Here is a 22,010-nt window from a genome sequence, read left to right on the forward strand (position 1 = left end):
AGGCAGTAGGCAGTAGGCAGTAGGCAGTAGGCAGTAGGCAGTAGGCAGTAGGCCGCACGGCCCCGCCGATCTGGAAGGATCCCGGCATGCCCGCATCCCCGAGCACCGCCCGGGCCATCAACGACCGGCTCGCCCTGCGTCTGCTGCAGCAGGAGGGCCCGTTGACGGCAGGGCAGTTGAAGCAGCTGACCGGCCTGTCCCGGCCGACCGTCGCCGACCTCGTCGAACGCCTCACCGCCGCCGGCCTGATCGACGTGGTCGGCGAGGCGGGGGAGCAGCGGCGCGGCCCCAACGCGAAGCTGTACGGCATCGTCGCCGACCGCGCCCATCTGGCGGCGCTGGACGTCCGTACCGAAGGCGTCTCCGTGGTCGTGTCCGACCTGGTCGGGGCCGTCCTCGCCGACGCGTCGGTGCCGATCGGCGGTGACACCGGGACGGGGCCCGCGGTGGAGCAGGCGGTGGCCCTGGTGGAGCGGGTCGCGAAGGAGGCGGGCGCGGACCGGCTCCATACGGTGGGCATCGGCGCCCCGGGCCTGATCGACCCGGCCAGCGGCGAACTGCGCGACTCCTCGGGCCTGCCCGCATGGCACCGCCGCCTGGTGGCGGCCCTGCAGGAACGGCTCCCCGAGGCCCGCGTCAACGTCGAGAACGAGACCAACCTCGCCGCCCTCGCGGAACAGCGCGACGGGGTGGCCCAGGACCGGGACACCTTCGTACTGCTGTGGCTGGGCCACGGCACGGGCGCGGCCGTGGTCCTCGACGGGGCGTTGCGCCGCGGGGCCTCCGGCGGCACCGGCGAGATCGGCTTCCTGCCGGTGCCCGGGACGACGGGGCTGCCGTCGGCGGTGGACTGCGAGGGCGGATTCCACTCGCTGGCGGGGGCATCGGCGATCGTGGACCTGGCGGAGGCGCACGGCTTGACCGTGGAGGACACCCCCGCGCACGAGCCGCTGGCCGCGGCAGCCGTGAGAGAGGCCGTGGCGCTGGTGGCGGGAGTGAGCGGTGGGGGTCCAGGCGAGGAGCGGCCGGAGCGGGCCGGGGTGTCGGAGACGGCCGGGCTGTCGGAGGGTGCGGGGCTGTCGGAGGTTGCGGGGCTGTCGGAGGTTGCGGGGCTGTCGAAGGGCGCCGGGCTGTCGGAGGTTGCGGGGCTGTCGAAGGGCGCCGGGCTGTCGGAGGTTGCGGGGCTGTCGAAGGGCGCCGGGCTGTCGGAGGTTGCGGGGCTGTCGAAGGGCCCTGGGCTGTCGGAGGTTGCGGGGCTGTCGAAGGGCGCCGGGCTGTCGGAGGTTGCGGGGCTGTCGAAGGGCCCTGGGCCGTCGGAGGCTGCGGGGCCGTTGGAGGGTGCGGGGCTGTCGGAGCACGCGGGGCTGGCGGAGGGTGCGGGGCTGGCGGAGCGTGCCGAGCCGACGGGCATCTCCGGCGGCGCCGCCTCGGCCGGTCGATTCCTGGACGCCCTCGCCGACCGCCTCGCCGTGGGCGCCGCGGCCGTCGTCGCCATTCTCGACCCCGGCTGTGTGGTCCTCGGCGGTGAGGTCGGGCAGGCCGGCGGGGAGGAGCTCGCCGGTCGGGTGGAGGAGCGGATCCGGCGGATGTCGCCGCTGGTCACGGTGGTGCGGCCCAGCAGCCTCGGCGGCGGTGCCGTCCTCCGCGGGGCGCTGCTCACCGCACGGGACGCGGCCCAGGACGAACTGTTCGCTCCCCGGACCGCTGACCGCTGACCGCTGACCGCTGGCCGCTGACCGCTGACCGCTGGCCGCTGACCGCCGCCCGGAGCGGGGGCGGGGGCACGGCCAGTGGTTCCGTGGCCTCCTGGGCGCTGGCCAGGCGTCGCCTCCTGGGCGCCGGCCGGACGCCCCGCCCGGAAGCGTTTGTCGGTCGCCCGGCCCGGCCCAGAAGTGTTGTCGGGACGCTCCGCCCAGCCCGGAAGCGTCAGGCAGACGTCACACTCCCCGTCCACCCCCGAACCGCTGCCCCAGATACTCCTCGAACGTCGCCTTCCCCACCGCGCACCCCGGTGTCAGATGGCCGCCCGAGCGGAAGCCGCCGTACGCCTTCCCCCACAGCGGCACGCTCACCACGAGGCGTCGGCGGCCCGTTGCCTTCAGGTATGCGCGGGCCAGCGATTCGAAGGTCCGTACCTCGGGGCCGCCCATGTCCTCGACCCGCCCGGCCGGAGCACCCTGGGCCAGCTCGGCGAGCCGGTCGGAGACCTCCGCCACCTCGACGGGCTGGTCCTTCACCCGGGCCGGCAGCAGCATGACCGGCAGCTTGGACACCATGGCGAACACCCTCACCAGCAGGTCGTGGAACTGGGTCGTCCGCAGCACCGTCCAGCCCAGCCCCGACTCCTCGACCAGCCGCTCCACCGCGAGCTTGCTCTTGTAGTAGCCGAATGGCACCCGGTCGACGCCGACGATCGAGATGTACACCAGGTGCCGCACGCCCGCCTTGCGCGCCGCCGCGATCAGATGCCCGGCCGCCTCCTCGTCCCCGCCGCCCGGCGAGCTCGCGCAGTGCACGATCGTGTCCGCGCCCGCCACCGCCGAGTCCAGGGCAGGGCCGCCCTTGCGCAGATCGACGGCGTACTGCTGGGCATGCCGGCTGAGCACCCGCACCTCGTGCCCGTCCGCGCGCAGCCGCTCGGTGACGAGCCGACCGAGTGTTCCGGTACCGCCGGTCACCAGGATCGTGGTCATGTCGTACAGCCCCTTCGGACGCCGGGCGCTCCCGGACGGAACGCCCCTCGTCAGCTGGGACCGAGTACCCCACGCGAAATGTGACAGCCTCTACGTGGCCCGCGTCAGCTGCCGACGCACGTACTCCAGCTTGTCCGGGTTCACCACGGCCCACGCGTCCGCCACCAGCCCGTCCCGCACCTCGAACGCCACCACCGAGAGCAGCGTGTCGCCCGTCCAGGCGGCCAGCGCGGCCGAGCCGTTGATCTCGACGAGCGTGAAGTCCACGCCGACCAGGAAGGTGCGCGCCGCGCCCGCCAGGAAGCGGAACACCTTCTCGCGGCCCTCGATAGGCCGCCGGGCCGCCGTGACCTTGCCACCGCCGTCGCTCCACCAGGTGACGTCGGCCGCGAGCGTCTTCTCCAGCCCGCCGAGATCGCCTTCCCGGGCGGCCGTGAGGAACGACCTGACAAGCTCCTCCTGCCGCTCGGGAGTCGACTCGAATCGCGACCGCGACTCACCCACCCGCTGGACCGCCCGCCGGTAGAGCTGCCGGCAGTTGGCCTCCGTCAGCTCCAGCGCCTCGGCGATCTCCCGGTGGCCGTACGCGAACGCCTCCCGCAGCACGTACACCGCCCGCTCGGTCGGTGTGAGCCGCTCCAGCAGCACCAGCATCGCCATGGACACGGCGTCCCGCTGCTCGGCGGACTCCAGGGGGCCGAGGGTGCCGTCGGAGGTGACCACGGGCTCCGGCAGCCAGGGCCCGACGTACTTTTCGCGCCGCGCCCGGGCCGAAGTCAGCCGGGTGAGGCAGAGGTTGGTGACGACCTTGGCGAGCCAGGCCGACGGGTACTCGATCGCTCCGCGGTCGGCACCGCTGAAGCGCAGATACGCGTCCTGGACGGTGTCCTCGGCCTCCTCGGCGGAGCCCAGCATGCGATACGCCAGGCCGAACAGCCGGGGCCGGTGCGTCTCGAACTCGTCGGCGGTCGCGGTCGTCATGCCCTCACCCTGCCAGAGCCGCGGACAGCGGGAGTTGGGAGGCCCGGCGGCGGGCAAGGGCCGTCGTCACCGCCGCCGGGCCGTCTGCGGGGGGCTCTACTGGAAGAGGGACCCGAGGCCGAGAGGGTTCCCGCACCGGGTTCCCGCACCCTAGAGAGGACTAGACCATTGCGTCAATAGGTCTGGACCAAGCTCAACAGGATGTCCGTACGGGCCAGTTGGGGTCTGGGTGGTCGGCCGTGAAAGTCCAGCGTGGCAGCCTGTGAGCCAACCCACACCGTCCACCTGTATGGACGCCGATCGGGCGTGGCACACTGGCCCTGTACCAGAAGCAGCGCACTCCGGGGTCGGTGAAAGTCCGAACCGGCGGTTACAGTCCGCGACCCGGTCGCCTCCAGCGGCCGGTTGACCAGGTGAAATTCCTGGACCGACGGTTAAAGTCCGGATGGGAGGCAGTGCGCGGCGGGCGGGCATCCACGTATGCGCGCCGCCGTATCTGGGCTCGTCCTGTGGGGCGGGTCCTGTCCGGCGTCGCCCCCGGTGTCCCTGCTCGTACATTCTGTCGTCATCGACAGGCCCCGGAGTCCGTGCCCGAATGAGGCAGGAGGACCCGGGAAGTGTTCACCGGAATCGTCGAAGAGCTGGGCGAGATCACTGCCGTCGAGACCCTCGACGACGCCTGTCGCTTCCGACTGCGCGGCCCCGTCGTCACCGACGGCGCGAAGCACGGCGACTCCATCGCCGTCAACGGCGTGTGCCTCACGGTCGTCGAGCACGAGGGCGACGAGTTCACCGCCGACGTCATGGCCGAGACCCTCGACCGCTCCAGCCTGGGCGTCCTCGCCGTCGGCTCCCGCGTCAACCTGGAGCGCCCCACCGCGGTCGGCGCGCGCCTCGGCGGGCACATCGTGCAGGGCCACGTCGACGGCACCGGCGAGGTGCTGGAGCGCAAGCCCTCCGACAACTGGGAGATCGTGAAGATCTCGCTCCCCGCGGACCTGTCCCGGTACGTCGTCGAGAAGGGCTCCATCACGGTCGACGGCATCAGCCTCACCGTCGTCGACGCCGGACCGGACTACTTCACCGTCAGCCTCATCCCCACGACCCTCGACCTGACCACGCTCGGCCACAAGCAGCCCGGCGACCCGGTCAACCTTGAGGTCGACGTCATCGCCAAGTACGTGGAGCGGATGCTGGGCGACCGGCTCCTCTCCGACCGCGCCTCCGCCGGCCGCGGCTCGTCCGAAGGGACGGCGGACCGGTGAACTCGCTGAACTCCGAGGCGTTCGTCCTGTTCGGCCAGCACATCCTCTGGTCGGACATGATCGGCAACCTCTTCGGCCTCGCCGCCCTGGCGCTCGGCTGGCGGCGCTCCATATGGACCTGGCCCGTGCAGTTCCTCGCCGGTCTGATCCTGTTCGGGGCGTTCTTCGGCCATCTGACCGGCAGCGCCGGCAAGCAGGCGGTCGTCATGGTGGTCGCCCTGTACGGCTGGTGGCAGTGGCAGCGCAGCAAGGGGCGGCCCGAAGACGGTGGCGACGGCCACATCAGCGTCCGGTTCGCCACCTGGCGCGAGCGCGGGGCCATGGTCGCGGCGGCCGCCGCCGGCACCGTCGCGGTGGCGCTGCTCTTCAAGGCGTACCCGACCCTGTCCTGGGACCCCTGGCCCGACGCCTACATCTTCGTCGGCACCATCGTCGCCATGTACGCCCAGGCACGCGGCATGGTCGAGTTCTGGTTCGCCTGGCTCCTCGTCGACCTGGTCGGCGTCCCCCTCAACTTCGCCAACGGCTACGCCTTCTCCGGCTTCGTCTACGTCATCTACGGCGCACTCGTCCTGTGGGGCATGCGCGACTGGTGGCTGCGCTCCCGCAACGACGCGCGGCCCGTCCTGGAAGGAGCGCCGGCATGACGACGGCACCGATCCTGTACCGCACCGAAGGCGTCGAGGACCTCACCCTCGACCCGATCGAGCAGGCCGTCGCCGACATCGCGGCCGGACGCCCGGTCGTGGTCGTGGACGACGAGGACCGCGAGAACGAGGGCGACCTCGTCATCGCCGCCGAGCATGCGACCCCCGAGATCGTCGCCTTCATGATGAGCGAGTGCCGCGGCCTGATCTGCGCGCCCATGGAGACCGAGGAACTGGACCGGCTCGAACTGCCGCAGATGGTCGCGGACAACACCGAGTCGATGAAGACCGCGTTCACGGTCTCGGTGGACGCCTCCGCCGCGCACGGCGTGACCACCGGCATCTCGGCCTCCGACCGGGCCACCACCCTGCAGCTCCTCGCGAGCGGCAAGGCGGAGCCGTCGGACCTGGTCCGGCCCGGCCACATCTTCCCGCTGCGCGCCAGGCCCGGCGGCGTGCTCGTGCGCAACGGCCACACCGAGGCCGCCGTCGACCTCGCCCGTCTCGCGGGGCTGCGCCCGGCCGGCGCCATCGTCGAGATCGCCGGCGAGGACGGCGAGATGCTGCGGCTGCCCGAGCTGATCCCGTTCGCCCGCAAGCACGGCCTGACGATCGTCTCCATCGAGGACCTGATCGCCTACCGCCGGGACGCCGAGCGCCCGCGGGCGGTCGAGCGGGAGACCGTCCCGGCCGAGCAGGCGCCCACCCCGGTCCAGGAGGAGCCGGCCCTCGCCGAGCCCACCGTCCGCCGCGAGGCCGAGGTCCATCTGCCCACCGTCCACGGCGCCTTCACGGCGTACGGCTACCGCTCCACCGTCGACGGCGTCGAGCACGTCGCCCTCGTCCACGGCGAGATCGGCGACGGCGAGGACGTCGTCGTGCGCATCCACTCCGAATGCCTCACCGGCGATGTCTTCCACTCGCTGCGCTGCGACTGCGGCCCCCAGCTGGACGCCGCCCTGGAGCGCATCCAGGCCGAGGGCCGGGGAGTCGTCGTCTATCTGCGCGGACACGAGGGCCGCGGCATCGGCCTGATGTCCAAGCTGCGCGCCTACGAACTCCAGGAGCGCGGCCGCGACACTCTCGACGCCAACCTCGAACTCGGCCTGCCCGCCGACGCCCGCGACTACGGCGCCGGCGCGCAGATCCTGGCCGACCTCGGCGTGCGCAGCGTGCGCCTGCTGACCAACAACCCCGACAAGTCCGACGCGCTCCTCGCCCACGGCCTCAAGGTCAGCGGACGGGAGCCGATGCCCGTACAGGCGGGTGAGCACAACCTGACGTATCTGCGTACCAAGCGCGACCGGATGGGCCACGACCTGCCCTGGCTGGACAAGGCCCCCGAAGCCGCGCTGTCCACCTGCACCAACCAGTAAGAGCACACCGAGGAGACTCAAGAACGTGAGCGGCAAGGGCGCACCGGAGCTGTCCGTACGCAATGTGGGCGACCTGCGGGTCGCGGTCATCGCGGCACAGTGGCACGAGAAGGTGATGGACGGACTGGTGGACGGCGCCCTGCGCGCCCTGCACGACCTGGGGATCGACGAGCCGACCCTGTTGCGGGTCCCGGGCAGCTGGGAGCTCCCGGTGGTCGCCAAGGTCCTCGCGGGCCGCGGCTATGACGCGATCGTGGCCCTCGGCGTCGTCATCCGCGGCGGCACCCCGCACTTCGAGTACGTCTGCCAGGGCGTCACCCAGGGCCTCACCCAGGTGTCGGTCGAGACCGGCGTCCCCATCGGCTTCGGCGTGCTGACCTGCGACACCGAGGAGCAGGCCCTGGACCGGGCGGGCATCGAGGGCTCGAACGAGGACAAGGGACACGAGGCGGTCACGGCGGCCGTGGCCACGGCGGCGACGCTCCGTTCAGTATCTGAACCCTGGCGCTGACGAAAGGCGTATGTGGCATAGGCTGAGCGTCACCATGTCCAAGAAGACGTTCGAGGAGCTCTTCACCGAGCTCCAGCACAAGGCCGCAAACGGCGACCCCGCCACGTCCCGCACCGCCGAACTGGTGGGCAAGGGCGTCCATGCCATCGGCAAGAAGGTCGTCGAAGAGGCCGCCGAGGTCTGGATGGCCGCCGAGTACGAGGGCAAGGACGCGGCCGCCGAGGAGATCTCGCAGCTGCTCTACCACGTCCAGGTGATGATGGTCGCCCGAGGGATCTCCCTCGACGACGTCTACGCCCACCTCTGAGCACCAGCAACCCCACCCACCGCAAGAGCGAACGAAGGAAGCCGACCTCATGCTGCGCATCGCCGTCCCCAACAAGGGTTCACTCTCCGGCCCTGCGGCGGACATGCTGCATGAGGCCGGCTACCAGCAGCGCCGCGAGTCCAAGGAACTGCGGATCGTCGACCCCGAGAACGACGTCGAGTTCTTCTACCTCCGCCCCCGCGACATCGCCATCTACGTCGCCTCCGGCCAGCTCGACATCGGCATCACCGGTCGTGACCTGCTGATCGACTCCGGCGCCAACGCCGAGGAGATCCTGCCGCTCGGCTTCGCCCGCTCCACCTTCCGCTTCGCCACCAAGCCGGGCATCGTCGGCCACGACCTGGCGGACCTCAACGGCAAGACGGTCGCCACCTCCTACGAGGGCATCGTCGCCAAGCACCTCGCCGACCACGGCATCGACGCCTCCGTCGTCCACCTCGACGGTGCCGTCGAGACCGCCATCCAGCTCGGTGTCGCCCAGGTCATCGCGGACGTCGTCGAGACCGGCACCTCGCTGCGCAACGCCGGCCTGGAGGTCGTCGGCGACCCGATCATGAAGTCCGAGGCCGTCGTCATCCGCCGCACCGACGCGGACGCCGAGGAGCCCAAGGTGCAGCAGTTCCTGCGCCGCCTCCAGGGCGTCCTGGTCGCCCGGACGTACGTGATGATGGACTACGACTGCCGCGTCGAGCAGCTGGAGAAGGCCGTCGCCCTCACTCCGGGGCTGGAGTCCCCGACCGTGTCGCCGCTGCACAACGAGGGCTGGGTCGCCGTCCGGGCGATGGTTCCGGCCAAGGAGGCGCAGCGGATCATGGACGACCTGTACGACATCGGCGCCCGGGCCATCCTGACCACGGCCATCCACGCCTGCCGCCTCTGATCCGGGAGGCCGTACTGAGATGTCCGAACAACTGCCCACCCTGCCCGTCACATTCCGGCCGGGCCGCACCCGGGCCGTGTTGCTCACCGCGGCCGCCGCGATCTTCGTGGTGATCACCACGGTTGCCCTGATGCTGGAGAAGCTCAGCCCGGGCGAGCGCCTCAGCTTCGTCTTCACCGCGGCGCTCATGTCCGGTGTGCTGGCGATGCTGGCCCGGGTCAAGGTCGTCGCCGACGAGTCCGGTGTCACCGTGGTGAACATCGCGACCAGGCGCCGACTCGACTGGGCCGAGATCCTCCAGGTGAACCTCCGCCCGGGTGATCCCTGGGTGTTCCTCAACCTCAGCGACGGCACCAGCCTGCCCGCGCTCGGCATCCAGCCCGGCATCGCCAAGCAGCACGCCATCGCCGACGCGCGCGCCCTGCGGGCCCTGGCCGAGGCCCGGTCCATCAGGGAACCCGGGAAGCATGAGGGCTGACTCGGGGGCGTCCACCCTGCCGTAAATCCCCATGTCTTGATTAATCTGTTGGCGGAGGCGTTCCAGTGACGCCTCCGCCGCTGATGTTCCGACCGGATCCTCAGAGGTTCCCCTGCTACCCGAGGAGTGATTCCCTCCAGCGATGGACGGATCGTCCTGTAGTACCTGCGCCGCCCGCCCCCGACATACCGGGGCGGCGGCATCATGAGTACCCCCTTGCTGCTCCTTGCAGCTGCGTTCCTTCTGATCCTCGCCAACGGCTTCTTCGTGGCCGCCGAGTTCGGCCTGGTCACGGTCGAGGCGACGGACGCCGAAAAGGCCGCCGCGGAGGGCGACAAACGCGCCCACCGGGTCGTCGAATCGCTCAGGGAACTGTCCTTCCAGCTCTCCGGCACCCAGCTCGGCATCACCATCACCTCCCTCGTCGTCGGCATGCTCGCCGAACCGGCGCTCGCGGAGCTGCTGGGCGGGCCCTTCACCGCGATCGGCATCCCCGAGGGCGCGGTGTCCGGGGTGGCCGTGGTCGTGGGCATGCTGCTGGCCTCGGCCGTGCAGATGGTGATCGGCGAGCTCGTGCCCAAGAACTGGGCGGTGTCCAGGCCGATGCAGGTCGCGCGCTTCGTCGCCGGCCCGCAGCACGCCTTCGCGCGGCTGTTCCACCCGGTGATCGCCGGGCTGAACTCCGTCGCCAACCGCCTCGTCCGCGCGATGGGGATCGAGCCCACCGAGGAGCTGGCCTCCGCCCGCACCCCCGACGAACTCGTCTCCCTGGCCCGTCACTCCGCCCAGGCCGGCGCCCTGGAACAGGACACCGCGGACCTCTTCGTACGGACGCTGTCGCTGGGCGAACTGACCGCGCAGCATGTGATGACCCCGCGCGTGAAGGTCAGCGCCCTGCAGTCGTCGGCCACGGCCGAGGACGTGGTGAACCTGACCCGCGCGACCGGTCTGTCCCGCTTCCCGGTCTACCGGGAGAAGATCGACGAAATCGTCGGCATGGTCCATCTGAAGGACGCGCTGGCGATCCGTTCGAGTGACCGGCTGCGCACGCCCGTCGGCCGTATCGCCCGCCCGGCGCTGCTGGTCCCCGAGACCCTGCCGGTCCAGCCGCTCCTCGCCCAGCTGCGCAGCGAGCAGCCCATCGTGGTCGTCGTCGACGAGTACGGCGGCACGGCCGGCGTGGTCACGCTGGAGGACATCGTCGAGGAGATCGTCGGTGAGGTCCGCGACGAGCACGACGGTCAGGACCTTCCCGAACTCGCCGCCGCCCCGCCGGAGGACGGCCGGCCCGCCTGGGACGCCGACGGCAGCTGCCGTGTCGACATCCTCCAGCGCATAGGTCTCGATGTGCCCGAGGGGCCGTACGAGACCGTCGCCGGACTGGTCGCCGACCTGCTCGGGCGTATCCCGGCCGTCGGTGACAAGGCGGACCTGCCGGGCTGGCGCCTTTCGGTGCGCCGGGTCGGCCACTACCGCGCCGAGCGGGTCCGGCTGGTCCGGACCGGGTCCGTGGTGGAGGTCGCCCGATGAGCGTGCTCCAACTTCTCTTCGCCGCACTGCTCGTACTGGCCAATGGTTTCTTCGTCGGCGCCGAGTTCGCCCTCGTCTCGGTCCGCCGCAGCCAGATCGAACCGCTGGGCACGGCAAGGGCCCGTCAGGTCCTGTACGGCCTGGAGCGGCTGCCGCAGATGATGGCCGCGGCACAGTTCGGCATCACGGTCTGCTCGCTGACGCTCGGCGCGGTCGCCGAACCGACGGTGGCGCATCTGCTGGAGCCGGTGTTCGAGTGGATCCGTCTGCCGGACGGCATGATCCATCCGCTGACCTATGTCATCGCGCTCGCCGCGGTGGTCTTCTTCCATCTGGTCATCGGCGAGATGGTGCCGAAGAACCTGGCGATGGCGGCGCCGGAGAAGGCCGCGCTGTGGCTCAGCCCCGGCCTGGTCTGGTTCGCCCGCTTCTGCAAGCCGATCACGGTGGCCCTCGGCGCTGTCGCGCAGGCCATCCTGCGGTTGTTCCGGGTCGAGCCGAAGGACGAGATCGAGGCGGTCTTCACCAGCGAGCAGCTCAACCGGCTCGTGGAGAACTCCGGCCAGGCGGGTCTGCTCGACCCCGAGGAGCAGGAACGTCTGGAGGACGCGCTGGAACTGGGCTCCCGCCCGGTGACGGACGTACTCCTGGACCGCGAGTCCCTGGTCACGGTCAGCCCGTCGGTCACCCCGGGCCAGATCGTCGCCCTCACCGCCCGCACCGGGTACTCCCGCTTCCCGGTCGCGACGGAGAACGGCGCCTTCATGGGCTACCTGCATGTGAAGGACGTACTCGACCTGGAGGAGTCCGAGCGTGCGGTGCCGCAGCAGGTGTGGCACCCGATGACGACCCTGCGCTCGGAACTCCCGCTGGACGACGCCCTCACGGTGATGCGCCGCGCCGCGACCCATCTGGCCCAGGTGGCCGACGCGTCCGGCCGGGTCCTGGGGCTCGTCGCCCTGGAGGACGTACTGGAGCTGCTGGTCGGCGAGGTACGGGATCCGGCGCATCGGGAGCTGCCGGAGGTCCGGGTCACCGGGCCGCGGGTGAGCAGTGGGGAGCCGGAAGGGGCACTGGCCGGCTAGCCGGAGCCCGCGGGCTCCGGCTGTCTCACATGGCAGACGGGTCCTGCGGGCCCCTCCCCGACAGGACCTCCCCGTAGGCCTGCATCAGATCCGGCAACCGCAATGTCGACAAGTCGTCCCGCGTCAGGGCGCCCGGATAGGTCGACAGCCGCAGATCCCGATAGGCACAGCTCTTCTCGTACAGCGTCCGCAGGAACCGTCCGTTGCCCAACTCGTCGATCCACCCCTGATCGACCACGTGCCCGGCGATGGACCGCAGCTCGTCGAGCGCCTCCTCGTCCCACACGTCACCGTTCTCCGCGGCGAGGACCTCGCCGATCGAGGTGAGTTCGAGGGGGCGGTAGGACGGGAAGTCGACGCGGGTCGTGAAGCGCGAGGACAGGCCGGGGTTGGCGGCCAGCAGGCGGTCCATGCCCTCGGGGTAGCCGGCGAGGATCACCACCAGGTGGTCCCGGTTGTCCTCGGCCCGCTTCAGCAGCACCTGCAGGGCCTCGTCGCCGTAGGCGTCGCCCTTGCCGTAGCCGGTGTTGGAGAGGGAGTACGCCTCGTCCACGAACAGCACCCCGCCGAGCGCGGAGTCGATGAGCTCGTTGGCCTTCACGGCCGTCTGGCCCAGATACTCGCCGACCAGGTCGGCCCGCTGGGCCTCCACGAGATGGTCGCCGCCGAGCAGTCCGAGGGCGTAGAAGACTCGGCCCAGGATGCGGGCGACCGTGGTCTTGCCGGTGCCGGAGGGGCCGGAGAAGACGAAGTGCCGTTTGGGCGGCTGCACCGGCAGGCCCTGCCCGGTGCGCAACCGGGCCATGTTCAACTGGGCGGAGAGCGCCTTGACCTGGCGTTTGACGGGCTCCAGGCCCACCATGCGCTCAAGTTCGGTGAGCGCCTCCTCAAGCAGCCCGGGGTCGGTCGGCCCTGCGGGCAGCGGATCCGACGGCACGCTCGCCTTCTCGCGCACCGCCGGATCCACCACCGACGGCAGCGAACCGGCCGGCGGCAGATCCGGGTCCGGCAGCCGCAGGTCCCGGCCCTCGGTGCCGAAGAGCGGATCGAGCCCGTCGGGGCCGTCGACCATGTCCTGCCCGACCCCGGTCAGCGTGATCGCCGCGAGGTCGGCGGGGTCGTCGTATCCGTCGCACTCGGCGATGGCCGCGAGCCGGGCCGAGGTGTCCATGAAGGCGGGGTCGACGCGGTGCACGGCACGGTAGAGCGGTAACGCGGCCGCCGACCTGCCCGTGCCCTCGTGCGCCCGGGCCAGCCAGTACCGCAGCTCCTTGCGCTGTGGCTGCTCACTGCGGCACCGCATCAGTGCTGCCGACAGCAGCGGCTCGGCCTGTCCGTACATCTCCAGCCGTACCCGCGCCATGCCGCCGAACAGGCCCGCCTCGATGCCGAGCAGCGCGTCGTCGAGCAGTGGGTCGGTGTGCCGGACCAGCTGTTCCCAGTCCTTGACCAGATAGGCGCGGCAGGCGTGCAGAAAGCGGACCTGATGATCGGTGTCCACGGGCGGGAGCCCGGCCAGCGCCCGGTCCAGTTCCGGGACGTGCCGCCCGTCCAGCCAGTGCGAGGAGTGCGCCAGCAGCAGGTCCCGCGGGCTCTCCAGGACCGGCTGCACCCACCAGCCCAGCCAGTACCAGGAGTTCAGCGCCCGCCGATGCCGGGCCCGCTGTTCCCCGAAGCGGTCCCGATGCCGGAACATCCGCAGCAGCGCGGTCGTCGTGTCGACGCGCAGTGCGTGCAGGCCGAGCCAGCCGTCGGCCATCCCGGGATCGATCCGCACCGCGGTGCGGAACTCCTCCTCCGCCTGTGGATAGGCCCCCATCGTGTAGGCGTCCACACCTCGCAGCCAGGCGAGGTCGGCCGGGGCCTCGGGGCCCTGCATGCCGAAGTCCATCACGTCCCCCACAAACCGTGCCCCCGTCGGTTGGCCACCGGGCCGTCGCCCGGGGCCGCCTTGTTCGAACCGCCGTACCGCGGACCGGAGTTGCAACGGTGCGCAGAGCAGCCGTCCGTAGGTCGCACCGAGGGCATCGTACCTGCGCGGGCATGGCCCGCCCCAGGGTGCCGCACCGGACGTTTGACGAGGTGGGAGCAGATCGGGCGCCGGTCCTTGGTGACCGAGGGTGAGCGAACCACGCCTCTAGGCGCCCGGAATGAGAGTATGAGGGCAGAACGAAGCCCCCGATCACGGGGGAACAACCGGGGGCTTCGCGTAGGGGGGCGACCTCGATGGGCCGCACATTGAGAACGTAAGTCCTGTACGGCCCCCGGGTCAAGCCGAGTTGGAGCACTCCGGGAACTTCTCCCGCAAGGCTCTTCACAAGTTCAGCACATTGCCGATGGGTCGTCACCCTGCGTGATGGGCTGGTCCGGTCCAACCGTCCCGGCAGGCCCAGTGAGTACCTCATATCCCTTGCCGCACTGCTGAATCAGAAGGTCGGCGAACGGCCTGGACGGGTCGTCGGCGAAGTGCCTCAGCTCCGCCCGGACCCACCCCTGCCAGAACTCCCGCTGCTCCTCGCCGTCCCGTGAGCGGCCGCGGAGCCAGGACTCCTCGTGCGGCAGCTCCATCCACAGCAGCCGGGCGAGGTACGGGCGCAGCGCACGCCGGCCGGCGCCGACGCCCTCGACGACGATCACCGGGGCGGGCGGCACGGGGACGGGCGGTCCGAACCGGCGGGCCCGCCAGTCGTAGGGCGTGTAGTGGGCGCTTTCGCCCCGGGCGAGCGGTGTGATCACCTGGGTCAGCAGACGGTCGGTCCACTCGAACAGCTCGTCATGGCTGGCGATGTCGTCGAGATGCAGCACCGGGGCGTCGCCCAGCGCCCGGGCCAACTCCCCGGCGAACGTGGACTTTCCGGAACCGGCGTGCCCGTCGACACCGATCAGGCGGACCGGGCCGCAGGACGGGGGGAGCCGGCGGAGCCGGGTGGCTAGGTCGTGAATCGTTTTTCCCGGTGTGGAGCGGTGATGGGCATATCTCTGTGGAACATTCTAGTAGGCCTGAAAGCGCGTACTTGACGGGGATGGCGCGACCCGAACAGAAAACGTGTCGCTTTGAACTAGCGGCCGGTTGTGTGCAATGCCGCCGAAAAACTCCGGCCGCCACATCGAAATCTACGTTCCGGTTGAGACCCGTGGTGAGTAGGGTGCTTGGTGCGCAACTGTGAGACGCCGTAACGGGGATGGGCTGGGACAGATGGCCGCGGGGTTATTCGAAGGGCAGTATGTGTGGCATCCGGCGGCCGACGACCGCGTGCTCGCAAGCGTATGCGTCGATGTCCGGGCCGGCCGATATCTCAGCGCCCGCGACGCCCTGGCCGAGACGCGCGGTGACGCCGGTCTGCGCGCCCATCGCTCCCTGGTGCTCGCCTCGGAGGCCGCCGACTCCGACCTCGTCGAGCGCTGGCTGGCCGAGGAGCCCGGCGCCGAGGCGGCGCTGCTGTGGGCCCGGGTGGCCGTGCTGCGGGCGCTGCGCGCGGCAGACGCCCGCGACCCGCGCACCGAGGCACTGGAGCGGATAGCGCTGGCCGCCTGCGACCGGGCCGCGTCGGCCGACCCGGCCGATCCGACACCCTGGGTGGCCAAGCTGGCCATGGCCCGGCTGCACCGGCTGCGCGACCAGGCGCCGCGCGGTCTGCTCACGGCACCCGCCGGGCCGTGGCGCCTGTTCGCGCACGTCCTCTCGCTCGACCCCTGGCACCGCGAGGCCCACCACCGCTTCCTGGCCTGCTTCTTCACCCGGCACGGCGGCTCGGTCACCGCCGCCTGGGACGTCGCCGCCTTCCTCGGCCAGCGCGCCCCCGCCGACTCACCGCTGCGCCTGCTGCCGCTGGTCGCCCTGGTCGAGTGCTACGACCCGACCCAACTGCTCGCCGACCGGGTCTGGGAGCAGCCGCAGTGGACCTCGACCGCCCTGGCGATCCACGAGCAGTGGCTGCCCGCGGTGGCCGAATACCGGTTCACCCCCGTCCTCGACCTGGCCTACCTCGGACACGCCCTGGTCATGGCCCGACGCGAGGAGGAGGCACGCGCCGTCTTCACCAGGATGGGGCCCTACGCCTCCCGGATGCCCTGGTGCGTCTTCGGCGACCCGGCCGAGCAGCTGTCCCGGGCGCGCCGCGCCTGCGGCCTGCCCGTACCGGCCGTCTGACGCATCTCAACCCCCCACCGAGAGAAAGGTCCGACCCGTGCAGCAACGGATATCGGCTTCGCGTGCGAAAGCCCGCGGGGGAGCCGCTCCGATCGAGCTAGACGACGATGCGACCCTGCATGCGATGGGTTATCCGAGAAAACTGACGCGGCGTTTTCAGGCGTTCGACAATTTCGCCATCTCGTTCACCATCATCAATATAATCTCGGGTATCTTCTCGGGATTCGGTTTCGGTCTCAACGCGGGCGGACCCGGCGTTCTCGTCTTCGGCTGGATCGGCGTCTCCGTCATGGTGCTCTTCGTGGGGGCAGCGATGGCGGAAGTCGCCTCGGCCTATCCGACGAGCGGTGCGCTGTATTTCTCCGCCGGAAAGCTCGCCAAACGGCACAAGGGCGCCTGGTCCTGGTACACCGGCTGGCTGAACTTCGTGGGCCAGGTCGGCGGCACGGCCGCCACCGGCTACGCCGCCGCCACCTTCGTACAGGCTTTCATGGCCCTGCAGTGGCCCTCGTACGAGCCGACGCCGCACCGGACGGTGCTGATCACGGGCCTGATCATCGTGCTGCAGGGGCTCGCCAACACCTACACCGTGCAGCTGGTGGCCGTACTGAACCGGATCTCCGTGTGGTGGCTGCTGAGCGGACTGGTGGTGATCGTCACCGCCCTGATCGTCATGCCCGAGCATCATCAGTCGGCTTCCTTTGTCACGCATTTCGCGAACAACACCGGTTTCACGAGTGGCCTTTACGGCGGGATGCTCGGGCTGCTGGTCACGAGCTGGACCTTCACCGGCTTCGACGGCAGCTTCCACATGTCCGAGGAAACGGTGCGGGCGACGGTCAACGCACCGCGCGGGATCACGCGGGCGATCGCTTACTCGGCGATCTCGGGACTGCTGCTGATGCTCGCATTGGTCTACAGCATTCGTGACTACGACCGGGTGGCGAGCGCCGACGCACCTCCCGTGCAGATCCTCATCGACGGGCTCGGGGTCGGCACCGCGAAGGTACTGCTGCTGATCGTGATCGGCGCCATGCTCTTCTGTGGTCTGGCCAATCTCACCAGCAACACCCGGCAGATCTTCGCCTTCTCCCGGGACGGCGCGATGCCCGGCTCCCGCTGGTGGCACTCGGTCTCGCCGCGCACCCGCACCCCCGTCAAGGCGGTGTGGCTGGCGGTCGCCTGCTCCCTGGCGCTCGTGCTGCCCGGCTGGTGGTCGCACACGGCGTTCACCGCCATCGTCAGCGTCAATGTCGTCGGGCTCTTCCTCGCCTACGCCGTGCCGATCCTGCTCCGGCTGCGCCTCGGGGACGAGTTCCAGCCAGGGCCCTGGCACCTGGGCCGCTGGGGACGGCCGGTCGGGATCGTCGCGGTGAGCTGGATCCTGCTCAGCAGCGTTCTGTTCATGCTGCCGCAGGCCTCACCGGTCACCGTCGACTCGTTCAACTACGCGCCGGTCGCCCTGGCCGCCGTCCTGGCCGTGGCCACGGTGTGGTGGTTCACCACCGCCCGCCGCCGCTTCCACGGGCCGGTCAGCTACGGCCGTCCGGACGAGGTGGCGGCCATGGACCTGGTCTGACGTCCCGATCACTGGTCCCGGCGTACCGGCACCACCGCGGTGGGGTACGCCGGGACCCCCTCTCCCGCTCATCTCGCCCTGCTCTTACGGTGGTTGCGGCGGCAGTGGTCCTCACGCCCCCGCCACTGGTCGACACCAATGAACCTGGGCGCGCCGGGGACCGACGTACTGGCAGACGGTGCCGCCCGGAGCCATAGTTGGCGGACAACTGTGCACTGGACCTGCCCCGACTCGGACACCTGGGGGTTTCCGCCCATGAGCAGAGCCGAACAGCCGTCCCGGAGAAACGTTCTGGCCGCCGCGGTCGCCGCAGCCGTCGCCGGCACCGCGGGTCCGGCCGTCGCCGACACCCGCGCCGACATGCCCGCCGCTCCCGTGCCCCTCGCCCCGACCCCGGCCTGCACCGTCGACAACCACGCCTGGACCACGTACGCCGACTGGCGCTGCGGGACCGGCGAGGGGACGCGTGCCGTCGCGGGCTCGCGCCCCGGCATCGTGATCGCCGGGCCCGCCGGCACCACCGACTACACCGACCCGCACACCGGGCAGACCGCCCGCTGGGAGTACGCGACCTGGACGTCCCCCGTCCATGAGCTCGGCGTCCCCGCGACCGAGGTCATCGCCTCCTGGAACGCTCACACCCCCGACGGCACCTGGCTCCAGATCGAGCTCGCGGGCACCTACTCCGACGGCACCGCCACCCCCTGGTACGTGATGGGCCGCTGGGCGGCGGGCGACCAGGACATCAGGCGGACCTCGGTCGACGACCAGAGCGACGGCAAGAGCAGCGTCTGGACCGACACCCTCGCCGTCGACGACCCGGCGACCGGGCTGCGCCTCGCCTCGTACCGGCTGCGGCTGACCCTCTACCGCAAGCCCGGCACCCGGCTCACCCCCAAGGTCTGGCGGGTCGGCGCGATGGGATCCGACGTCCCCGACCGTTTCACCGTCCCGGCCACCACACCCGGTCCCGCCCGGGAACTGGTCGTCCCGCGCTACTCGCAGGAGACGCACATCGGCCAGTACCCCGAGTACGACAACGGGGGCGAGGCCTGGTGCAGCCCCACCTCCTCGCAGATGATCATCGAGTACTGGGGCGGCCGTCTCACCCCGGAACAGCTGGCCTGGGTCGACCCGTCGTTCGCCGACCCACAGGTCTGCCATGCGGCCCGGTTCACGTTCGACTACCAGTACGAGGGCTGCGGGAACTGGCCGTTCAACGCCGCCTATGCGGCCACCTTCGAGGACCTCCGGGCCGTCGTCACCCGGCTCGGCTCGCTCACCGATCTGGAGACGCTGATCGCGGCCGGCATCCCGGCCATAACGTCCCAGTCCTTCCTGAAGGAGGAACTGACGGGGGCGGGGTACGGCACCGCCGGGCATCTGATGACCGTCATAGGGTTCACCGCGGACGGCGACGTGATCGCCAACGACCCGTTCTCACCGAGCAACGAGGCGGTGCGGCGCGTCTACCGGCGGCGCGAATGGGAGAACATCTGGCTGCGAACCAAGCGGTACAACGCCTCGGGCAAGGTCGTCTCCGGTACCGGAGGCGTCTGCTACCTGTACTTCCCGGCGTGTCCGACACCGCGCCAGCGTGCGGCGCTCGCCGCGGTCGGCGTGCGCTGAGCCGTCGTGGGAAGGCGTGGGGGAGGGCCCCGGGAAACCGGGGCCTTTGCCCTGTGAGCAACGTCTCGACCGCAAAGACCGTTCCCGCTGGCAAGGTGGGCGTATGACCGCGCACTCAGCCACAGCCGCCCGCGTCCGTACCGGCGGCCCCAAGGACGACGGCCCGAAGATCGCCGAGCATGTCATGGGCTGGATTCTCGTCGTGGTCGTCGCGATGCTGGTGACGCAGCTCGGTCTGCTGTGAGCTGAGACACACAGGGTCTTTGGCCGGACATATACCGACCCCGGGTACAGAGGACCCATCAGAGTCGATCAGACTCGAACGAGCAGCTGATGCAGGTCTGCCATACTGCCGATGTCCCGCCGCCCGTTGGAATTCAGGGTTCGAAATTGAATATTAGTCAACAGCGCGAAGCGGCCCGTCCCCGGGCTCGCGGCACCGAGCGTTCGGTGGCGCGTCGTGCCGAACTCATCACCATCGGGCGGAAGTTGTTCGCCGACACGTCGTACGACGCGCTCTCCATGGACGACATCGCCCGGCAGGCCCATGTCGCCAAGGGGCTCATCTACTACTACTTCCAGTCCAAGCGCGGCTACTACCTGGCGATCATCGAGGACTCCGTCGCCGACCTGGTCACCTTCGCGGCGAGCGGCCTCGAACTGGAGCCGATGGACCGGGTCCACCGCACCATCGACAGCTATCTGCGCTACGCCGAGCACAACCAGGCGGCGTTCCGCGCCATCGTCAGCGGCGGCGTCGGTTTCGACGCCGAGGTGCACTCCATCCGGGACGGGGTGCGCGAGGCGATCGTGGCGACGCTCGCCGAGGGGGCGTACGGCCGCACCGACATCGCTCCGCTGGCCCGCATGGGCCTGCTCGCCTGGGTGTGCAGCGTGGAGGGCGCCACCCTCGACTGGATCGACCGCCCCGAGCTGCCCCGCGACACCATGCGCGAACTGCTGGTGAAGACCCTGGGCGGCGCCATGCGTGCCATCGAGGAGCTCGACCCCGCCTACAAGACCCCCGATCCGGCCCGACGGGGCGACTGACCCGGCCGATCCGGACCTGGACCAGTCTGAACGGACCCGCCCCTTCAGCCCGGCGGGGTGACTGACTCCGCCCGATCGCCCCCAGGGCCCCCGATCGCCCCCAGGGCCCGCCTGATCGGGACCCAGGGCGCGCCCGATCAGCTCCCGGGGCTCGCCTGATCGGGACCCGCCCCATGTGGAACAGGCCGGCCGGGTCCTGGGCCATCAGGACCCGGCCGGCCAAGACCCGGGGCGGAGGTCTCGTGGTTCTCCGCCCCAAGTCCCCGGTGGGTCCCGCTACTTGATGGCCTTGATCAGCTCACCGTTCGCGGTGTCCCCGCTGAGCTCCCAGAAGAACGTGCCGCCCAGCCCCTGCCGGTCCTTGAACCTCATCTTGGTCGCGATCGTCGCCGGGGTGTCGTAACTCCACCACTCGTCCCCGCACTTGGCGTACGCGGTGCCGCCCACCGTGCCGGTCGCCGGGCAGGTCCGCTTGAGCACCTTGTAGTCCTCGAAGCCGTCCTCGTAGGTGCCCTTCGCCGGGCCGGTGGCGGTGCCGCCGGGGGCCGCCTGGGTGACGCCGGTCCAGCCGCGGCCGTAGAAACCGATGCCGAGCAGCAGCTTCGAGGACGGGACGCCCAGGCCTTTGAGCTTGGCGATGGTGGCGGCCGTGTTGTAGCCCTCCTGGGGGATGCCCGGGTAGGACTGCAGCGGGGAGTGCGGTGCCGTGGGACCGGTGGCCGCCCAGGCGCCGAAGTAGTCGTACGTCATCGGGTTGTACCAGTCGACGTACCGGGCCGCGCCCGCGTAGTTCGCCGCGTCGATCCTGCCGCCCTCGCTCGCGTCGGCCGTGATCGCCGCGGTCACCAGATCCCGCTTGCCGAACTTGGCGCGCAGCGCCTTCATCAGCTCGGGGAACGCCTCTCGTCCACTGGTGTCGCAGGTCAGGCCGCAGGCGTTCGGGTACTCCCAGTCGATGTCGATGCCGTCGAAGACGTCCGCCCACTTGGGGTTCTCGACCAGGTCGTGGCAGGACTGCGCGAACGCCGCCGGGTTCTTGGCCGCCTCGCCGAAGCCGCCGGACCAGCTCCAGCCGCCGAACGACCAGACGACCCTGAGGTTCGGGTGCAGCTTCTTCAGCTTGCGCAGCTGGTTGAAGCTGCCGCTCAGTGACTGTCCCGCGGTGTCCGCGACACCGTCCACGGACTCGGCCGCGGTGAACGGCCTGTCGGTGTCCGCCCAGGAGTCGCCGAGCGCGCACTTGCCGCCGACGACGTTCCCGAAGGCGTAGTTGATGTGCGTGAGCTTCTTCGCCGAGCCGGAGGTCTCGACGTTCTTGACGTAGTACTGGCGGTCGTAGATGCCCCAGTCGGTGAAGTAGCCGACCACCTTGGAGCCGGCCGCCCTGCGGGCACCGTCCTGGTCCGGGCCGTCCTGGTCGGCGGTCGCCGTGCCGGCACCGGCGAGCAGGGCGGCGCCGAGCGCGGCGGAACACACGGCGGCCAGCGTGGTGCGGCCGCGAGTGCGGGAGGGGAGCGGGGTGTGCATCGGGTGTCTCCTCGCAGAGGACAGAGGGATCGCACGCCGATTGGCATGAACGCGGGGAGGCGTTGGACCGAAACGCTAGGAGGACTAGACCAATTGGTCAATGGTTCGGACCAATTTGGAGAGGGGGAGGGAAGGGGAAAGTTTCTTGGAGTAAGCGGTCGTTAACTGGTGACTCGATGTCCTCGATCGGGCATACTCACCGCAGAGCCGCTGGTCAGCAGCTTCCGCGACCCGGGAGCGGAGAACCGGCCGGCACCCGAGACACCAGGCGGAGCCGCCCCACCCAAGGCGTGCCACCGCC

At 70.6% G+C, this 22,010-nt stretch carries 20 protein-coding genes and 1 riboswitch; of the genes, 15 read left to right on the plus strand and 5 right to left on the minus strand.

Going from position 1 to position 22,010, the window contains the following annotated elements; all coding sequences use genetic code 11:
- Positions 1 to 86 precede the first annotated feature (86 nt).
- Complete coding sequence (locus POF73_RS22835; protein WP_272118396.1) at positions 87 to 1,715, plus strand: ROK family transcriptional regulator; 1,629 nt, start codon at positions 87 to 89, stop codon at positions 1,713 to 1,715.
- Between the two features lie 222 nt (positions 1,716 to 1,937).
- On the opposite strand, the gene POF73_RS22840 is transcribed toward POF73_RS22835, so the two are convergent.
- Both POF73_RS22840 and POF73_RS22845 read right to left on the minus strand, forming a co-directional pair.
- Positions 1,938 to 2,693 carry an SDR family oxidoreductase gene (locus tag POF73_RS22840; RefSeq protein WP_272118398.1) on the minus strand — a complete coding sequence of 252 codons (756 nt, stop codon included), beginning with the start codon at positions 2,691 to 2,693 and terminating at the stop codon, positions 1,938 to 1,940.
- 90 nt (positions 2,694 to 2,783) lie between these two features.
- A complete protein-coding gene (locus POF73_RS22845) occupies positions 2,784 to 3,674 on the minus strand; it encodes an RNA polymerase sigma-70 factor (protein WP_272118400.1) in 891 nt (296 codons plus the stop codon).
- A gap of 332 nt (positions 3,675 to 4,006) precedes the next feature.
- Positions 4,007 to 4,137: riboswitch (FMN riboswitch) on the plus strand.
- Between the two features lie 154 nt (positions 4,138 to 4,291).
- Between POF73_RS22845 and POF73_RS22850 the strand changes: the two genes are divergently transcribed.
- The 9 genes from POF73_RS22850 to POF73_RS22890 all read left to right on the plus strand — a co-directional run bounded on the left by POF73_RS22850 (position 4,292) and on the right by POF73_RS22890 (position 11,774).
- Positions 4,292 to 4,939: a riboflavin synthase gene (locus tag POF73_RS22850; RefSeq protein ID WP_272118402.1), complete on the plus strand. Its 648-nt coding sequence runs from the start codon at positions 4,292 to 4,294 to the stop codon at positions 4,937 to 4,939.
- Positions 4,936 to 5,586 carry a nicotinamide mononucleotide transporter family protein gene (locus tag POF73_RS22855; protein WP_272118403.1) on the plus strand — a complete coding sequence of 217 codons (651 nt, stop codon included), beginning with the start codon at positions 4,936 to 4,938 and terminating at the stop codon, positions 5,584 to 5,586. Before POF73_RS22850 ends, POF73_RS22855 begins: the two co-directional genes overlap by 4 nt.
- Positions 5,583 to 6,962 carry a GTP cyclohydrolase II gene (gene ribA, locus POF73_RS22860; protein ID WP_272118405.1) on the plus strand — a complete coding sequence of 460 codons (1,380 nt, stop codon included), beginning with the start codon at positions 5,583 to 5,585 and terminating at the stop codon, positions 6,960 to 6,962. Before POF73_RS22855 ends, ribA begins: the two co-directional genes overlap by 4 nt.
- Positions 6,963 to 6,987: 25 nt before the next feature.
- Positions 6,988 to 7,473 carry a 6,7-dimethyl-8-ribityllumazine synthase gene (gene ribH / locus POF73_RS22865; RefSeq protein ID WP_126390041.1) on the plus strand — a complete coding sequence of 162 codons (486 nt, stop codon included), beginning with the start codon at positions 6,988 to 6,990 and terminating at the stop codon, positions 7,471 to 7,473.
- 34 nt (positions 7,474 to 7,507) lie between these two features.
- Complete coding sequence (locus POF73_RS22870; RefSeq protein ID WP_028803646.1) at positions 7,508 to 7,780, plus strand: phosphoribosyl-ATP diphosphatase; 273 nt, start codon at positions 7,508 to 7,510, stop codon at positions 7,778 to 7,780.
- Between the two features lie 49 nt (positions 7,781 to 7,829).
- On the plus strand, positions 7,830 to 8,681 hold the full coding sequence (hisG, locus tag POF73_RS22875; protein WP_272118411.1) for an ATP phosphoribosyltransferase: 852 nt from the start codon (positions 7,830 to 7,832) through the stop codon (positions 8,679 to 8,681).
- 19 nt (positions 8,682 to 8,700) lie between these two features.
- A complete protein-coding gene (locus POF73_RS22880; protein WP_272118414.1) occupies positions 8,701 to 9,159 on the plus strand; it encodes a PH domain-containing protein in 459 nt (152 codons plus the stop codon).
- Positions 9,160 to 9,363: 204 nt separating this feature from the next.
- A complete protein-coding gene (locus POF73_RS22885) occupies positions 9,364 to 10,689 on the plus strand; it encodes a hemolysin family protein (protein ID WP_272118415.1) in 1,326 nt (441 codons plus the stop codon).
- The gene (locus POF73_RS22890) at positions 10,686 to 11,774 is read left to right on the plus strand and encodes a hemolysin family protein (RefSeq protein ID WP_272118417.1); all 1,089 of its coding nucleotides are present in this window, start codon (positions 10,686 to 10,688) and stop codon (positions 11,772 to 11,774) included. Before POF73_RS22885 ends, POF73_RS22890 begins: the two co-directional genes overlap by 4 nt.
- Positions 11,775 to 11,799: 25 nt before the next feature.
- On the opposite strand, the gene POF73_RS22895 is transcribed toward POF73_RS22890, so the two are convergent.
- Together POF73_RS22895 and POF73_RS22900 are read right to left on the minus strand one after the other, a co-directional pair.
- The gene (locus POF73_RS22895) at positions 11,800 to 13,665 is read right to left on the minus strand and encodes an AAA family ATPase (RefSeq protein WP_272118419.1); all 1,866 of its coding nucleotides are present in this window, start codon (positions 13,663 to 13,665) and stop codon (positions 11,800 to 11,802) included.
- 431 nt (positions 13,666 to 14,096) lie between these two features.
- The gene (locus POF73_RS22900) at positions 14,097 to 14,717 is read right to left on the minus strand and encodes a uridine kinase family protein (RefSeq protein ID WP_272118556.1); all 621 of its coding nucleotides are present in this window, start codon (positions 14,715 to 14,717) and stop codon (positions 14,097 to 14,099) included.
- Positions 14,718 to 14,970: 253 nt separating this feature from the next.
- Between POF73_RS22900 and POF73_RS22905 the strand changes: the two genes are divergently transcribed.
- The 5 genes from POF73_RS22905 (at position 14,971) to POF73_RS22925 (ending at position 20,182) form a co-directional block, all read left to right on the plus strand.
- Positions 14,971 to 15,924 (plus strand): hypothetical protein, encoded by a 954-nt coding sequence (locus POF73_RS22905; protein ID WP_272118421.1) that lies wholly within the window; start codon positions 14,971 to 14,973, stop codon positions 15,922 to 15,924.
- Positions 15,925 to 16,048: 124 nt separating this feature from the next.
- Positions 16,049 to 17,503 (plus strand): amino acid permease, encoded by a 1,455-nt coding sequence (locus POF73_RS22910; RefSeq protein ID WP_272118422.1) that lies wholly within the window; start codon positions 16,049 to 16,051, stop codon positions 17,501 to 17,503.
- A gap of 255 nt (positions 17,504 to 17,758) precedes the next feature.
- Positions 17,759 to 19,132, plus strand: a complete 1,374-nt coding sequence (locus POF73_RS22915) for a peptidase C39 family protein (RefSeq protein ID WP_272118424.1) — start codon at positions 17,759 to 17,761, stop codon at positions 19,130 to 19,132.
- Between the two features lie 103 nt (positions 19,133 to 19,235).
- Positions 19,236 to 19,376 carry an SCO1431 family membrane protein gene (locus tag POF73_RS22920; protein ID WP_272118426.1) on the plus strand — a complete coding sequence of 47 codons (141 nt, stop codon included), beginning with the start codon at positions 19,236 to 19,238 and terminating at the stop codon, positions 19,374 to 19,376.
- Between the two features lie 146 nt (positions 19,377 to 19,522).
- Positions 19,523 to 20,182: a TetR/AcrR family transcriptional regulator gene (locus tag POF73_RS22925; RefSeq protein ID WP_272118427.1), complete on the plus strand. Its 660-nt coding sequence runs from the start codon at positions 19,523 to 19,525 to the stop codon at positions 20,180 to 20,182.
- Between the two features lie 276 nt (positions 20,183 to 20,458).
- Here POF73_RS22925 and POF73_RS22930 read toward each other — a convergent pair whose 3' ends face one another.
- The gene (locus tag POF73_RS22930; protein ID WP_272118430.1) at positions 20,459 to 21,709 is read right to left on the minus strand and encodes a glycoside hydrolase family 18 protein; all 1,251 of its coding nucleotides are present in this window, start codon (positions 21,707 to 21,709) and stop codon (positions 20,459 to 20,461) included.
- Positions 21,710 to 22,010: the final 301 nt, after the last annotated feature.

It is taken from the genome of Streptomyces sp. HD (genome assembly GCF_028369295.1).
GTDB lineage: Bacteria > Actinomycetota > Actinomycetes > Streptomycetales > Streptomycetaceae > Streptomyces.

Bases quoted from the DNA above. Each gene is read 5' to 3' on its own strand.
- POF73_RS22835 (WP_272118396.1), top strand. From the start codon at position 87: ATGCCCGCATCCCCGAGCACCGCCCGGGCCATCAACGACCGGCTCGCC.
- POF73_RS22840 (WP_272118398.1), bottom strand. From the start codon at position 2,693: ATGACCACGATCCTGGTGACCGGCGGTACCGGAACACTCGGTCGGCTC.
- POF73_RS22845 (WP_272118400.1), bottom strand. From the start codon at position 3,674: ATGACGACCGCGACCGCCGACGAGTTCGAGACGCACCGGCCCCGGCTG.
- ribA (WP_272118405.1), top strand. From the start codon at position 5,583: ATGACGACGGCACCGATCCTGTACCGCACCGAAGGCGTCGAGGACCTC.
- POF73_RS22870 (WP_028803646.1), top strand. From the start codon at position 7,508: ATGTCCAAGAAGACGTTCGAGGAGCTCTTCACCGAGCTCCAGCACAAG.
- hisG (WP_272118411.1), top strand. From the start codon at position 7,830: ATGCTGCGCATCGCCGTCCCCAACAAGGGTTCACTCTCCGGCCCTGCG.
- POF73_RS22880 (WP_272118414.1), top strand. From the start codon at position 8,701: ATGTCCGAACAACTGCCCACCCTGCCCGTCACATTCCGGCCGGGCCGC.
- POF73_RS22885 (WP_272118415.1), top strand. From the start codon at position 9,364: ATGAGTACCCCCTTGCTGCTCCTTGCAGCTGCGTTCCTTCTGATCCTC.
- POF73_RS22890 (WP_272118417.1), top strand. From the start codon at position 10,686: ATGAGCGTGCTCCAACTTCTCTTCGCCGCACTGCTCGTACTGGCCAAT.
- POF73_RS22895 (WP_272118419.1), bottom strand. From the start codon at position 13,665: ATGGACTTCGGCATGCAGGGCCCCGAGGCCCCGGCCGACCTCGCCTGG.
- POF73_RS22905 (WP_272118421.1), top strand. From the start codon at position 14,971: ATGGCCGCGGGGTTATTCGAAGGGCAGTATGTGTGGCATCCGGCGGCC.
- POF73_RS22910 (WP_272118422.1), top strand. From the start codon at position 16,049: ATGGGTTATCCGAGAAAACTGACGCGGCGTTTTCAGGCGTTCGACAAT.
- POF73_RS22915 (WP_272118424.1), top strand. From the start codon at position 17,759: ATGAGCAGAGCCGAACAGCCGTCCCGGAGAAACGTTCTGGCCGCCGCG.
- POF73_RS22920 (WP_272118426.1), top strand. From the start codon at position 19,236: ATGACCGCGCACTCAGCCACAGCCGCCCGCGTCCGTACCGGCGGCCCC.
- POF73_RS22930 (WP_272118430.1), bottom strand. From the start codon at position 21,709: ATGCACACCCCGCTCCCCTCCCGCACTCGCGGCCGCACCACGCTGGCC.